Origin of the sequence: Streptomyces sp. NPDC003038, assembly GCF_040611115.1 — a bacterium.
Classification (GTDB): Bacteria; Actinomycetota; Actinomycetes; order Streptomycetales; family Streptomycetaceae; genus Streptomyces.
On the sequence record NZ_JBEXNN010000009.1, the window covers coordinates 142,730 to 156,779 of the forward strand.

Consider the following 14,050-nt stretch of genomic DNA (forward strand, 5'->3'; position numbering starts at 1 on the left):
GAGGAGATCGGTTCGTGACGATCCGCGTAGGCATCAATGGTTTTGGCCGAATTGGCCGCAACTACTTTCGGGCGCTCCTGGAGCAGGGAGCGGACATCGAGATCGTCGGTGTCAACGACCTGACTGACAACGCGACCCTGGTGCATCTGCTCAAGTACGACACCATCCTGGGCCGCCTCAAGGCCGAGGTCTCCCACACCGCCGACACCATCACGGTCGGTGGCAACACCTTCAAGACCTTCGCCGAGCGTGACCCCGCGAACCTCCCCTGGGGCGAGCTGGGCGCCGACATCGTCATCGAGTCGACCGGCATCTTCACCAAGAAGGCCGACGCCGCCAAGCACATCGCGGCCGGCGCGAAGAAGGTCCTCATCTCGGCTCCGGCCAAGGACGAGGACATCACGATCGTGATGGGCGTCAACCAGGACAAGTACGACGCGGCCAACCACCACGTCATCTCCAACGCCTCCTGCACCACCAACTGCGTGGCGCCGATGGCCAAGGTTCTCCTGGAGAACTTCGGCATCGTCAAGGGCATGATGACGACGGTCCACGCGTACACGAACGACCAGCGCATCCTGGACTTCCCGCACTCGGACCTGCGTCGCGCCCGCGCCGCCGCCGAGAACATCATCCCGACGACCACCGGTGCCGCCAAGGCCACCGCGCTGGTCATCCCGGAGCTCGCGGGCAAGCTCGACGGCATCGCCATGCGCGTCCCGGTCCCCACCGGCTCCGTGACCGACCTGGTCATCGAGCTCGAGCGCGAGGTCACCAAGGACGAGGTCAACTCCGCCTTCCAGAAGGCCGCCTCGGGCCAGCTGAAGGGCATCCTCGACTACACCGAGGACGCGATCGTCTCTTCCGACATCGTGAACTGGCCGTACTCCTGCACCTTCGACTCCTCCCTGACCATGGTCCAGGGCAAGCAGGTCAAGGTCATCGGCTGGTACGACAACGAGTGGGGCTACTCCAACCGTCTCGTCGACCTCACGGTCTTCGTCGGTGGCCAGCTCTAAGGTCGCCGGCATTCAAAGACGCGTCTAAGGCAAGGCACCACGATGTGAGCACAGGGTCCGGGCAGCGCGACGAAGCGCCGCACGGGCCCTGTCGCTTGCCTCGTTCTCCCTTCCTCGCCCTTCGGGTGAAGGGCTCAAAGGAGTAGAAACACATGAAGACGATCGACGAACTGCTCGCCGAAGGCGTCAAGGGCAAGCGGGTCTTCGTCCGCGCGGACCTCAACGTCCCGCTCGCCGAGGGCACCATCACCGACGACGGCCGCATCCGCGCCGTCCAGCCCACGATCGCGAAGCTCGCCGCCTCCGGCGCCCGCGTCATCGTGGCCTCCCACCTGGGCCGCCCCAAGGGCGCCCCGGACCCGGCCTTCTCGCTCGCCCCTGCCGCCAGGCGCCTCGGCGAACTGCTCGGGGCGGACGTCGCGTTCGCCACCGACACCGTCGGCTCCTCCGCCCAGGAGACCGTCCGGGCCCTCGCCGACGGCCAGGTGGCCGTCATCGAGAACCTGCGCTTCAACGCCGGTGAGACCTCGAAGGACGACGCCGAGCGCGGCGCCTTCGCGGACCAGCTCGCCGAGCTCGCCGACGTCTACGTCGGCGACGGCTTCGGCGCCGTCCACCGCAAGCACGCCTCGGTCTTCGACCTCCCCGCGCGCCTCCCGCACGCGGCCGGCTACCTCATCGCCACCGAGGTCGGCGTCCTGAAGAAGCTGACCGACGAGGTCAAGCGGCCCTACGTCGTGGTCCTCGGCGGCGCCAAGGTCTCCGACAAGCTCGCCGTCATCGACCAACTCCTCGGCAAGGCCGACCGCATCCTCATCGGCGGCGGCATGGCGTACACCTTCCTCTACGCCAAGGGCTTCGAGGTCGGCATCTCCCTGCTCCAGAAGGACCAGGTCGCCGTCGTCAAGGAGTACATGAAGCGGGCCGAGGAGACCGGCGTCGAGCTGATCCTCCCGGTCGACATCCTGGCCTCGGCCGACTTCCCGGACCTCAAGGGCAAGACCCCGGCCCAGTACGTCACCGTCGACGCGGACAAGATCCCCGCCGACAAGGAGGGCCTGGACATCGGCCCCAAGACGCGCGAGCTGTACGCGTCGAAGATCGCCGACGCCGAGACCGTCTTCTGGAACGGTCCGGTGGGCGTCTTCGAGCACCCCGACTACGCCCATGGCACCAAGGCCATCGCCCAGGCCCTCGTCGACAGCAGCGCCTTCACCGTCGTCGGCGGCGGAGACTCGGCCGCGGCCGTGCGCACACTGGGCTTCGACGAGAACGCTTTCGGCCACATTTCCACCGGCGGTGGCGCTTCCCTCGAATACCTCGAGGGCAAGACGCTCCCCGGCCTCGCCGCCCTGGAGGGCTGACCCCCAATGACCACCCGCACCCCGCTGATGGCGGGCAACTGGAAGATGAACCTCAACCACCTCGAGGCCATCGCCCATACCCAGAAGCTCGCCTTCTCGCTCAACGACAAGGACTACGACGCCGTCGAGGTCGCGGTCCTGCCGCCCTTCGTCGACCTCCGCTCGGTCCAGACCCTGGTCGAAGCCGACAAGCTGAAGATCAAGTACGGCGCCCAGGACATCTCCGCGCACGACTCCGGCGCCTACACCGGTGAAATCTCCGGCGCCATGCTGGCGAAGCTGAAGTGCACGTACGTGGCCGTCGGCCACAGCGAGCGCCGCCAGTACCACGGTGAGACCGACGAGATCTGCAACGCCAAGGTCAAGGCCGCCTACCGGCACGGCCTCACCCCGATCCTGTGCGTCGGCGAAGGCCTGGACGTCCGCAAGGCCGACCAGCAGGTCCAGTACACGCTGAACCAGCTCGACGGCGGCCTCAAGGACATCCCGGCCGAGCAGATCGAGTCCATCGTGATCGCGTACGAGCCCGTGTGGGCGATCGGGACCGGCGAGGTCGCCACCCCCGAGGACGCCCAGGAGGTCTGCGGTGCGATCCGCGGCCGCCTCGCCGAGCTCTACTCGCAGGAGCTGGCCGACAAGGTCCGCATCCAGTACGGCGGCTCGGTGAAGTCCGGGAACATCGCGGCGATCATGGCCCAGCCCGACGTCGACGGCGCCCTGATCGGCGGCGCGGCGCTGGACGCGGACGAGTTCGTCAAGATCGTCCGCTTCCGCGACCAGTGAGCACCACTGTGAGTATGCGGTAGGGCGGATCCGTCGTACCCTTGCGGGGGCCAGAGGCTGAGCCATCAGCCGCTGGCCCCCGCGCACATCCCAGCAAAGCCGGAAAGCCAGAAAAGCCAGAAAGTAGGAATCAGCCGTGATTATGGGGTTCTCGATCGCCCTGATCGTCTTCAGTGCCCTGCTGATGCTGCTCGTGCTGATGCACAAGGGCAAGGGCGGCGGCCTTTCCGACATGTTCGGCGGCGGTATGCAGTCGTCGGTCGGCGGTTCCTCCGTCGCGGAGCGCAATCTGGACCGCATCACCGTCGTCGTCGGCCTGTTGTGGTTCGCGTGCATCCTGGCGCTCGGCCTGCTGATGAAGGCGAGCAGCTGACCGTTCTGGCCATTCCGGCGGTTTGGTCGGCTCGGCCCGGCCTATCATGAGGAATTCCACTCAGGCTTGGCTGCACCATCACGCAGGGAGTTACGACCGTGGCAAGTGGCAACGCGATCCGTGGTAGTCGGGTCGGAGCGGGGCCGATGGGTGAGGCCGAGCGCGGGGAATCCGCGCCCCGCCTGCGCATCTCCTTCTGGTGCTCGAACGGGCACGAGACACAGCCGAGTTTCGCCAGCGACGCGCAGGTGCCGGACACCTGGGACTGCCCGCGCTGCGGCTTCCCGGCAGGCCAGGACCGGGACAACCCGCCCGCGCCGCCGCGCACGGAACCGTACAAGACGCACCTGGCGTACGTACGGGAACGGCGCACGGACGCCGACGGCGAGGCGATCCTCGCGGAGGCGCTCGCCAAACTCCGCGGCGAGATCTGAAACTACCGAGTGAACGTGTGACGTGAGGCCCGGTCCCACAGGAGTCTTCTCCTGCGGGACCGGGCCTCTTTCGCGTGCGCCCCACGCCGAAGGCGGTGTCACACACAGCCGCTTCCGATCCCTTAGGTTTGGGGATTGGCGGGGCACGACAGGACGGAAGAAGTGGGTTGATGTCCGAGATGAACGCAATGCAGGCCGCCGCGCGAAGCGCGTCAAGCGAGGGTGGTGGTGGGCGACGGGAGGGACGTACGAAGCTCAACCGGATGCCCGAGTGGCTGGCACTCGGCAAGCACCGGGATGAGTTCGGGCAGACGCATCTGCGGGAGCTGTTCGAGGCGAATCCGGGCCGGGGCACCGGCTACACGTTGCGGGCCGGTGACCTGCACATCGATTACTCGAAGCACCTCGTGACCGACGAGACGCTGGAACTGCTGCGCGAGCTGGCGTCGGCTACCGGCGTGGCCGAGTTGCGCGAGGCCATGTTCCGCGGCGAGAAGATCAATACGACCGAGGACCGGGCGGTCCTGCACACCGCCCTGCGCGCCACGCAGGACGCGGTCGTCGAGGTGGACGGAGAGAACGTCGTACCCGGCGTGCACGCCGTCCTCGACAAGATGGCGGCCTTCTCCGACCAGGTCAGGTCCGGGAAGTGGACCGGCTTCACCGGCCGGCGCATCAAGAACGTCGTCAACATCGGCATCGGCGGCTCCGACCTCGGTCCGGCGATGGCGTACGAGGCCCTGCGCGCCTTCACCGACCGCGACCTGACCCTGCGTTTCGTCTCCAACGTGGACGGAGCGGACCTGCACGAGGCGCTGCACGACCTGGACCCGGCCCAGACGCTGTTCATCATCGCCTCCAAGACCTTCACGACGATCGAGACCATCACCAACGCCACCGCGGCCCGTGAGTGGCTGCTGGCGGGCCTCGGCGGCGACCCCGACGCGGTGGCCCGCCACTTCGTGGCCCTGTCCACCAACGGTGAGAAGGTCACCGACTTCGGCATCGATCCGGCCAACATGTTCGAGTTCTGGGACTGGGTCGGCGGACGCTACTCCTTCGACTCGGCCATCGGGCTCTCCTTGATGATCGCCATCGGCCCGGACGCCTTCCGCGCGATGCTGGGCGGCTTCGCCGAGATGGACCGCCACTTCCGCACGGCGCCCGCGGAGCAGAACGCCCCGCTGCTGCTGGGGCTGTTGGGCATCTGGTACGGCGCGTTCTTCGACGCCCAGTCGCACGCCGTGCTCCCGTACAGCCACTACCTGTCGCGGTTCACCGCGTACTTGCAGCAGCTGGACATGGAGTCCAACGGCAAGTCCGTGGACCGGGACGGCCATCCGGTGGAATGGCAGACGGGCCCCGTGGTGTGGGGCACCCCCGGCACCAACGGGCAGCACGCCTACTACCAGCTCATCCACCAGGGCACGCGGATGATCCCCGCCGACTTCATCGGCTTCGCGCGACCGGTCGCCGAGCTGTCGCCGTCGCTCGCGGCCCAGCACGACCTGCTGATGGCGAACTTCTTCGCGCAGACGCAGGCGCTGGCCTTCGGCAAGACGCCGCAGGAGGTGCGGGCGGAGGGAGCCCCCGAGCCGCTGGTCCCGCACAAGACCTTCCAGGGGAACCACCCGACGACCACGATCCTGGCCGCCGAGCTCACCCCGGCGGTGCTGGGACAGCTGATCGCGCTGTACGAGCACAAGGTGTTCGTACAGGGCGCGGTGTGGAACATCGACTCCTTCGACCAGTGGGGCGTCGAGCTCGGCAAGGTCCTCGCCAAGAGAATCGAACCGGCGCTGACGGAGGGCGCGGACGTGCCCGGCATGGACCCCTCGACGAAGGCACTGGTGGCCACGTACCGCGAGCTGCGCGGCCGCGGCTGAGGCCTCCCCGTACGGACGGCGGAGCGCCCCGCACCTCGACGGTGGGGGGCGCTCCGCTCGCGCTCGCGCTCTTTTGTCCGGAAGCCTAGGCCGAGGCCGGCGGGTACATCCCCGCGGGGAGTTTCGCCGCCGCCGCGCGGTCCAGCAGCCACAGCGTGCGGGAGCGGCCGTAGGCGGCCGCCGCCGGTGCCTGGACCTCGCCCGCGCCGCCGAGGGCGATGGCCACCGCGCCGGCCTTGTCCCCGCCCGCCGCCAGGAGCCAGACCTCGCGGGCCGCCCGGATCGCCGGGAAGGTGAGGGAGATCCGGGTGGGCGGGGGCTTCGGGGCGCCGTGGACGCCGACGACCATGCGCTCGGTCTCGCGGGCCGCCGGATGCTCGGGGAAGAGGGAGGCCACGTGGGTGTCCGGGCCGACGCCGAGCATCAGCACGTCGAAGCGGGGCACCGGTCCGTGGTCCTCCGGGCCCGCCGCCTTCGCCAGTTCGGCGGCGTAGGCGGCCGCCGCCGCGTCCACGTCGGTCCCGTACGGGCCGTCCGAGGCGGGCATGGCGTGCACGCGGGCCGGGTCCACCGGGACGGTGTCGAGGAGGGCCTCGCGGGCCTGGGTGTGGTTGCGCTCGGGGTCGTCGGCGGGGACGTACCGCTCGTCGCCCCACCACAGGTCCAGCCGGGACCAGTCGATGGCGTCCCGGGCCGGGGCGGCGGCGAGCGCCGCGAGCAGTCCGTTGCCGTTGCGGCCGCCGGTGAGGACCACGGACGCGGTGCCGCGGGCCGTCTGCGCGTCCACGATCTTGGTGATGAGCCGGGCCGCCGCGGCCTGGGCCATCAGCTCCTTGTCCCGGTGGACGACGACCTGGGGAGTCGTCATACCCATGCTGTTGCCGCCTTCTTGGTCGTTCCGGTGGGTGCGGCCGCGCGGCCCGCTTCCCGGGGCTCCCGCCCGGCCCCCCGTGCCTCAAACGCCGGCGAGGCTGGTCGTCAGCCTGTCCGGCGTTTGAGGACCGGTCCGGGCACAGCCCGGTTTCGGGACGGGGCAGGGTGGGGGAAGGCCCCGCAGGGCCGGCTACTTGGCCGCGGCCTTCTTGGCCGGCTTGGGAGCCGGCTTGGGGGCCGACTTCGCGGGCGGAGCCTCGGCCTTCGCCTGAGCCTCGGCCTTTGCCTGAGCCTCGGCCTTCGCCGGAGCGTCCGCCGCGGACTCGGCCTCCAGCCTCGCCACGCCGAACTTCAGCGCGGACTCGTAGGTGTTGTCCGGGTCCAGCCTGCGCAGCTCCTCCGCCAGGAGCTCGGCCGTGTCGCGGCGCTTGAGCGCCACCGCACGGTCGGGCTGCCCCGGCATGCACAGCGTGGCCAGGGATCCGTCCGCCCGGTCCAGGACGATCGCGCCGTCCTTGGTCTCCAGGCGTACGGCCGTCAGCCCCGGCCCGGAGGACAGCGTGCGCTTGACGGGGACCTGGAGCCGGTCCGCCAGCCACATGGCCAGCAGTTCGCAGCTCGGGTTCTCGTCCTCGCCCTCGACGATCGCGGAGCCGACCGAAAGGGTCTGCTGGTCCAGCGCGGCGGCCAGCATGGAGCGCCACGGGGTGATCCGGGTCCAGGACAGGTCCGTGTCCCCGGGGGCGTAGGCCGTCGCCCGGGCGGCGAGCGCCCCGATCGGGTCCTCGCAGGAGTACGTGTCCGCGATCCGGCGCTGGCCGAGCGCACCGAGCGGGTCGCCCGCCAGGTCCGTCGGGGCGCCGTCCGGCCACCAGACGACCACGGGGGCGTCCGGCAGCAGAAGGGGGAGAACCACCGACTGGGCGTGGTCGACCAGTTCGCCGTGAAGGCGGAGTACGACCGTTTCGCCGGTGCCGGAGTCCGCCCCGACGCGGATCTCCGCGTCGAGACGGGCGTCGCGGCGGCTGCGCGGCGAGCGGCTGACCCGCCTGATGACGACGACGATCCGCGAGGGGTGCTCGTGGGACGCGTCGTTCGCCGACTTGAGCGCGTCGTACGCGTTCTCCTCGTCGGTCACGATCACCAGCGTGAGGACCATGCCGATGGCCGGCGTGCCGATGTCCCGGCGTGCCTGCACCATCGCGGCGTTGATCTTGCTGGAGTTGGTCTCCGTGAGATCGATCTTCATGGCCGGCGCCAGCTCCGTCCGTCTCGTGCGAGCATCTCATCCGCCTCGACCGGCCCCCAGGTGCCCGCCGGGTACTGGGCGGGCTTGCCGTGCTTGTCCCAGTACTGCTCGATCGGGTCGAGGATGTTCCAGGACAGTTCGACTTCCTGGTGACGCGGGAAGAGGTTCGCGTCGCCGAGGAGCACGTCGAGGATGAGCCGCTCGTACGCCTCGGGGCTCGACTCCGTGAAGGACTCGCCGTAGGCGAAGTCCATCGTGACGTCCCGGACCTCCATGGAGGTGCCCGGAACCTTGGAACCGAAGCGGACCGTCACGCCCTCGTCCGGCTGGACCCGGATGACCAGGGCGTTCTGCCCGAGCTCCTCGGTCGCGCCCGACTCGAACGGGAGGTACGGGGCGCGCTTGAACACCACCGCGATCTCGGTCACCCGGCGGCCCAGGCGCTTGCCGGTCCGCAGGTAGAACGGCACGCCCGCCCAGCGGCGGTTGTTGATCTCCAGCCGGATGGCCGCGTAGGTGTCGGTCTTCGACTTGGGGTCGATACCGTCCTCTTCCAGGTACCCGACGACCTTCTCGCCGCCCTGCCACGCCGCCGAGTACTGGCCGCGCACCGTGTGCTTGCCCAGGTCCTCGGGCAGCTCCACGGCGGTCAGCACCTTGAGCTTCTCGGCCACCAGCGCCTTGGGGTGGAAGGAGCCGGGCTCCTCCATCGCCGTCAGCGCGAGCAGCTGGAGCAGGTGGTTCTGGATGACGTCACGGGCCGCGCCGATGCCGTCGTAGTACCCGGCCCGGCCGCCGATGCCGATGTCCTCGGCCATCGTGATCTGCACGTGGTCGACGTACGACCGGTTCCAGATCGGCTCGAACATGGTGTTGGCGAAGCGGAGCGCCAGGATGTTCTGGACGGTCTCCTTGCCCAGGTAGTGGTCGATCCGGAAGACCTCGTTGGGCGGGAAGACGTCGTGCACGAGCTGGTTGAGCTCCTGCGCACTGGTCAGGTCGTGCCCGAACGGCTTCTCGATGACCGCGCGGCGCCAGGAGCCCTCCTTCTGGTCCGCGAGCCCGTGCTTCTTGAGCTGGGCGACGACCTGGGGGAAGAACTTCGGCGGGACGGACAGGTAGAAGGCGAAGTTGCCGCCGGTGCCCTGTGCCTTGTCCAGCTCCTCGATCGTCGCCTTCAGCGTCTCGAACGCCTGGTCGTCGTCGAAGTCGCCCTGGACGAAGCGGCAGCCCTGGACCAGCTGCTGCCACACCTCTTCGCGGAAGGGCGTACGGGCGTGCTGCTTGACGGCGTCGTGGACCTCCTGCGCGAAGTCCTCGTCCTGCCACTCGCGGCGGGCGAACCCGATCAGCGAGAAGCCGGGCGGGAGCAGGCCCCGGTTGGCCAGGTCGTAGACGGCAGGCATCAGCTTCTTGCGCGACAGGTCACCCGTAACGCCGAAAATGACCAGGCCGGACGGCCCCGCGATGCGCGGGAGCCGCCGGTCCTGTGCGTCACGAAGCGGGTTCGCTCCGTTTACCGACAAGTTACTCAGTCCTCCGCGGGGGCGAGACGGACGAGCTCCGCCTCGGTCGACTTCAGCAGGTCGTTCCAGGACGCCTCGAACTTCTCGACGCCCTCGTCCTCGAGCAGCTGCACCACATCGTCGTACGAGATGCCCAGCTTCGCGACCGCGTCGAGCTCGGCGCGGGCCTGCTCGTAGGTGCCGCGCACGGTGTCGCCCGTGATGCGGCCGTGGTCGGCGGCGGCCTCCAGCGTGGCCTCCGGCATGGTGTTCACCGTGTTGGGGGCGACCAGGTCGTCCACGTACAGGGTGTCCTTGTACGCCGGGTCCTTGACGCCCGTCGAGGCCCACAGCGGACGCTGCTTGTTGGCGCCGACGCGCTCCAGGGCGGTCCAGCGGTCCGAGGAGAAGACCTCCTCGTACGCCTCGTAGGCCAGGCGGGCGTTGGCGAGCGCCGCCTTGCCCTTGAGGTCCTTGGCCTCGTCGGTGCCGATCGCGTCGAGGCGCTTGTCGATCTCGCTGTCCACGCGGGAGACGAAGAAGGAGGCGACCGAGTGGATCAGGGAGAGGTCCAGGCCGGCGGCCTTGGCCTTCTCCAGACCCGCCAGGTACGCGTCCATGACCTCGCGGTAGCGCTCCAGCGAGAAGATCAGCGTGACGTTGACGCTGATGCCCTTGCCGATGACCTCGGTGATCGCCGGCAGGCCGGCCCTGGTCGCCGGGATCTTGATGAGCGTGTTCGGGCGGTCCACCAGCCAGGCCAGCTGCTTGGCCTCGGCGATGGTCGCCGCGGTGCTGTGCGCCAGGCGCGGGTCGACCTCGATCGACACGCGGCCGTCCTGGCCGTCGGTGCGGTCGTACACCGGGCGCAGGATGTCGGCGGCGTCACGGACGTCCGCCGTCGTGATCATGCGCAGGGCCTCTTCCACGGTGACCCGGCGGACCGCGAGGTCGGCGAGCTGCTGCTCGTACCCCTCGCCGCCGCTGATCGCCTTCTGGAAGATCGCCGGGTTGGTGGTGACACCGACCACGTGCGACTGGTCGATGAGCTCGGCCAGGTTGCCGGACGTGATGCGCTTGCGGGACAGGTCGTCCAGCCAGATCGCCACGCCCTCGTCGGAAAGGCGCTTGAGTGCGTCTGTCATGGGTTACATCTCCTACTTCGGTTCTGTACCGGCGTCAGCGCGCGGTGGCGGCGATCGATTCCCTGGCGGCCGCGGTGACGGCCTCGGCGGTGAGGCCGAACTCGCGGTACAGCACGGCGCCGTCGGCGGAGGCACCGAAGTGCTCCAGCGACACGATCCGGCCCGCGTCGCCGACGTAACGGTGCCAGGTCAGGCCGATGCCCGCCTCGACCGCGACGCGCGCCTTGACGGAGGGCGGCAGGACGCTGTCCTTGTACGCCTGGTCCTGCTCCTCGAACCACTCGACCGACGGCATCGAGACCACGCGGGCCGGGATGCCCTCGGCCTGGAGCGCCTCGCGCGCGGCGACGGCGAGCTGGACCTCGGAACCGGTGCCGATGAGGATGACCTCGGCGTCAGCGGCTTCGCCCTGGGGGCCCGTGGCCTCGAACAGTACGTAACCGCCCTTGGCGGCGTTCTCGTTCGCCTCGTACGTCGGCACGCCCTGGCGGGTCAGCGCCAGGCCGTGCGGGGCGCCCTTGCCGAACACCTTGGTGTGACGCTTGAGGATCTCGCGCCAGGCGATGGCGGTCTCGTTCGCGTCGGCCGGGCGGACCACGTTCAGGCCCGGGATGGCGCGCAGCGCGGCGATGTGCTCGACCGGCTGGTGGGTCGGGCCGTCCTCGCCGAGACCGATGGAGTCGTGCGTCCACACGTACGTCACCGGCACGTGCATCAGCGCGGACAGGCGGACGGCGTTGCGCATGTAGTCGGAGAACACCAGGAAGGTGCCGCCGTAGACGCGGGTGTGGCCGTGCAGCGCGATGCCGTTCATGGCCGCGGCCATGGCGTGCTCGCGGATGCCGAAGTGGATGGTGCGGCCGTACGGGTCGGCCTCCGGCAGCGGGTTGCCCACCGGCAGGAACGAGGAGCTCTTGTCGATGGTGGTGTTGTTGGAGCCGGCGAGGTCGGCGGAGCCGCCCCACAGCTCCGGGATGACCGCGCCGAGCGCTTCGAGCACCTTGCCGGAGGCCGCGCGGGTGGCGACGCCCTTGCCGGGCTCGAAGACGGGGAGCTTGTCCTCCCAGCCCGCGGGCAGCTCGTTGGCGTTGATGCGGTCGAATTCCGTGGCGCGCTGCGGGTTCGCGGTGCGCCAGGCGGAGAAGTCCTTCTCCCACGCGGCCTTGGCCTCGCGGCCGCGGTCCAGCGCCTTGCGGGTGTGCGCGATGACCTCGTCGGAGACCTCGAAGGTCTGCTCCGGGTCGAAGCCGAGGACGCGCTTGGTGGCGGCGACCTCGTCGTTGCCGAGCGCGGAACCGTGCGAGGCCTCGGTGCCCTGGGCGTGCGGGGCGGGCCAGGCGATGATCGAGCGGGCCGCGATGAAGGACGGGCGCTCCGTCTCGGCCTTGGCGGCCTGGAGCGCCTGGAACAGCGCCTTCGGGTCGAGGTCGCCGTTCTCCTGCTGCGCGACGCGCTGGACGTGCCAGCCGTACGCCTCGTAGCGCGCGACGGTGTCCTCGGAGACGGCCGTCTCCGTGTCACCCTCGATGGAGATGTGGTTGTCGTCCCACAGCAGCACGAGGTTGCCGAGCTTCTGGTGGCCCGCCAGCGCGGACGCCTCGTGGGAGATGCCCTCCTGGAGGCAGCCGTCGCCCGCGATCGCGTAGATCATGTGGTCGAACGGGGAGGTGCCCGGGGCGGCCTCCGGGTCGAACAGGCCGCGCTCGTAGCGGGCGGCCATGGCCATGCCCACCGCGTTGGCCACACCCTGGCCCAGCGGACCGGTGGTGGTCTCGACGCCGGCCGTGTGGCCGTACTCCGGGTGGCCGGGGGTCTTGGAGCCCCAGGTGCGGAACGCCTTGAGGTCGTCCAGTTCGAGCCCGAACCCGCCCAGGTACAGCTGGGTGTACAGGGTGAGGGACGAATGCCCCGCGGAGAGCACGAAGCGGTCGCGGCCGACCCACTCGGGGTCCGCCGGATCGTGCCGCATCACCTTCTGGAAGAGGGTGTACGCGGCGGGGGCCAGGCTCATCGCCGTACCGGGGTGGCCGTTTCCGACCTTCTGGACCGCGTCAGCGGCCAGGATGCGGGCGGTGTCGACGGCCCGCTGGTCCAGTTCGGTCCACTCGAGCTCTGTGGTGGTCGGCTTGGTGCTCACCGTTGGTCAGGGCTCCTCTCCACATGTCTGTTCCCGGTGACGAACGGTGCACCGGCGCGATTCCGAGCCTACCCCCGCCACGGCGTGCAGCTATTCGAGTGCCCGCAGTACGTCACTACGTCGTCGGCCCCTGTCTGCCTGCCCGGCGGAGCCCGGATCGAACCCAACACGGGGCGACCCCCGCGCAAGGCGGCCCAAGGGCAACGTCTAGAGTGGCGTGGTACGCGCAAGCCTTTACCGGACCTTCATGTCGTGAACGGCCCGAGTCGGTGCTTGCTGGATTCTCTGTCAGGGGTGTGCGTGACGGCCGTCGAATCCCGTCCAGCGGGTGGGGGCACCGCCCGTGCCCGCGGGGCCGTGGGAGCGCTCGGGGCGAGCTCCGGTCAGCGGCCGTTCCGGGCCCGGGTCATGGCCTTTGTGGCACTGACCAAGCCGCGGATCATCGAGCTGCTGCTCATCACGACCGTGCCGGTGATGTTCCTCGCCGAACAGGGCGTGCCGTCGCTGTGGCTGGTCCTGGCGACCTGCTTCGGCGGTTACCTGTCGGCGGGCGGCGCCAACGCGCTGAACATGTACATCGACCGCGACATCGACGCGCTGATGGACCGGACCGCCGGGCGGCCGCTGGTGACCGGCATGGTCAGTCCCCGTGAATGCCTGGTCTTCGGCATCACCCTCGCGGTGGTCTCCACCCTGTTCTTCGGTCTGCTCGTCAACTGGCTGTCGGCCGCCCTCGCGCTCGGCGCGCTCCTCTTCTACGTCGTGGTCTACACGATGCTGCTGAAGCGGCGCACCGCCCAGAACATCGTCTGGGGCGGCATCGCGGGCTGCATGCCGGTTCTCATCGGCTGGTCCGCGGTCAAGAACGAGGTCTCCTGGGCCGCGGTCATCCTCTTCCTCGTCATCTTCTTCTGGACGCCGCCGCACTACTGGCCGCTGTCGATGAAGGTGAAGGACGACTACGCGCGGGTCGGCGTGCCGATGCTTCCGGTCGTGGCCGGCAACAGGGTCGTGGCGCGCCAGATCGTCCTCTACAGCTGGGTGATGGTGGCGGTCTCGCTGCTGCTGACCCCGCTGGGGTACACCGGCTGGTTCTACACCTCGGTCGCGCTGCTGGCCGGCGGCTGGTGGCTGTGGGAGGCGCACGCCCTGCACGCCCGGGCGAAGTCCGGCCTGACGGGCGCGAAGCTCAAGGAGATGCGCCTGTTCCACTGGTCCATCACCTATGTGTCGCTGCTCTTCGTGGCGGTGGCCGTGGATCCCTTCCTCAGGTGATTACCCG

At 69.5% G+C, this 14,050-nt stretch carries 12 protein-coding genes; 7 read left to right on the forward strand and 5 right to left on the reverse strand.

The features are described 5' to 3' along the window. Positions 1–14 precede the first annotated feature (14 nt). The 6 genes from gap to pgi all read left to right on the forward strand — a co-directional run bounded on the left by gap (position 15) and on the right by pgi (position 5,859). Entirely contained in the window at positions 15–1,019 is a 1,005-nt protein-coding gene (gene gap / locus ABZX75_RS14520; RefSeq protein ID WP_355410491.1) for a type I glyceraldehyde-3-phosphate dehydrogenase, read from the forward strand. Between the two features lie 152 nt (positions 1,020–1,171). Beyond that, positions 1,172–2,383 (forward strand): phosphoglycerate kinase, encoded by a 1,212-nt coding sequence (locus tag ABZX75_RS14525; protein ID WP_355410492.1) that lies wholly within the window; start codon positions 1,172–1,174, stop codon positions 2,381–2,383. Positions 2,384–2,389: 6 nt separating this feature from the next. Beyond that, a complete protein-coding gene (gene tpiA / locus ABZX75_RS14530) occupies positions 2,390–3,166 on the forward strand; it encodes a triose-phosphate isomerase (protein ID WP_355410493.1) in 777 nt (258 codons plus the stop codon). Between the two features lie 142 nt (positions 3,167–3,308). Continuing rightward, positions 3,309–3,539 (forward strand): preprotein translocase subunit SecG, encoded by a 231-nt coding sequence (gene secG / locus ABZX75_RS14535; protein WP_355410494.1) that lies wholly within the window; start codon positions 3,309–3,311, stop codon positions 3,537–3,539. A 98-nt stretch (positions 3,540–3,637) separates the two neighbouring features. Beyond that, on the forward strand, positions 3,638–3,973 hold the full coding sequence (locus ABZX75_RS14540; RefSeq protein ID WP_007263454.1) for an RNA polymerase-binding protein RbpA: 336 nt from the start codon (positions 3,638–3,640) through the stop codon (positions 3,971–3,973). Positions 3,974–4,161: 188 nt separating this feature from the next. Then, positions 4,162–5,859 (forward strand): glucose-6-phosphate isomerase, encoded by a 1,698-nt coding sequence (gene pgi / locus ABZX75_RS14545; RefSeq protein WP_355410601.1) that lies wholly within the window; start codon positions 4,162–4,164, stop codon positions 5,857–5,859. An 85-nt stretch (positions 5,860–5,944) separates the two neighbouring features. Here pgi and pgl read toward each other — a convergent pair whose 3' ends face one another. The 5 genes from pgl to tkt form a co-directional block, all read right to left on the reverse strand. Further along, positions 5,945–6,727 (reverse strand): 6-phosphogluconolactonase, encoded by a 783-nt coding sequence (gene pgl, locus ABZX75_RS14550; protein ID WP_355410603.1) that lies wholly within the window; start codon positions 6,725–6,727, stop codon positions 5,945–5,947. A 195-nt stretch (positions 6,728–6,922) separates the two neighbouring features. Further along, the gene (gene opcA, locus ABZX75_RS14555) at positions 6,923–7,981 is read right to left on the reverse strand and encodes a glucose-6-phosphate dehydrogenase assembly protein OpcA (protein ID WP_355410495.1); all 1,059 of its coding nucleotides are present in this window, start codon (positions 7,979–7,981) and stop codon (positions 6,923–6,925) included. Continuing rightward, a complete protein-coding gene (gene zwf / locus ABZX75_RS14560; RefSeq protein WP_355410496.1) occupies positions 7,978–9,507 on the reverse strand; it encodes a glucose-6-phosphate dehydrogenase in 1,530 nt (509 codons plus the stop codon). Before zwf ends, opcA begins: the two co-directional genes overlap by 4 nt. Before the next feature lie 5 nt (positions 9,508–9,512). Beyond that, entirely contained in the window at positions 9,513–10,631 is a 1,119-nt protein-coding gene (gene tal, locus ABZX75_RS14565) for a transaldolase (RefSeq protein WP_355410497.1), read from the reverse strand. A 34-nt stretch (positions 10,632–10,665) separates the two neighbouring features. After that, on the reverse strand, positions 10,666–12,768 hold the full coding sequence (gene tkt, locus ABZX75_RS14570) for a transketolase (protein ID WP_355410498.1): 2,103 nt from the start codon (positions 12,766–12,768) through the stop codon (positions 10,666–10,668). A gap of 357 nt (positions 12,769–13,125) precedes the next feature. Here tkt and ABZX75_RS14575 point away from each other — a divergent pair, with 357 nt between their 5' ends. Beyond that, positions 13,126–14,043 carry a heme o synthase gene (locus ABZX75_RS14575; protein WP_355410604.1) on the forward strand — a complete coding sequence of 306 codons (918 nt, stop codon included), beginning with the start codon at positions 13,126–13,128 and terminating at the stop codon, positions 14,041–14,043. Positions 14,044–14,050 lie beyond the last annotated feature (7 nt).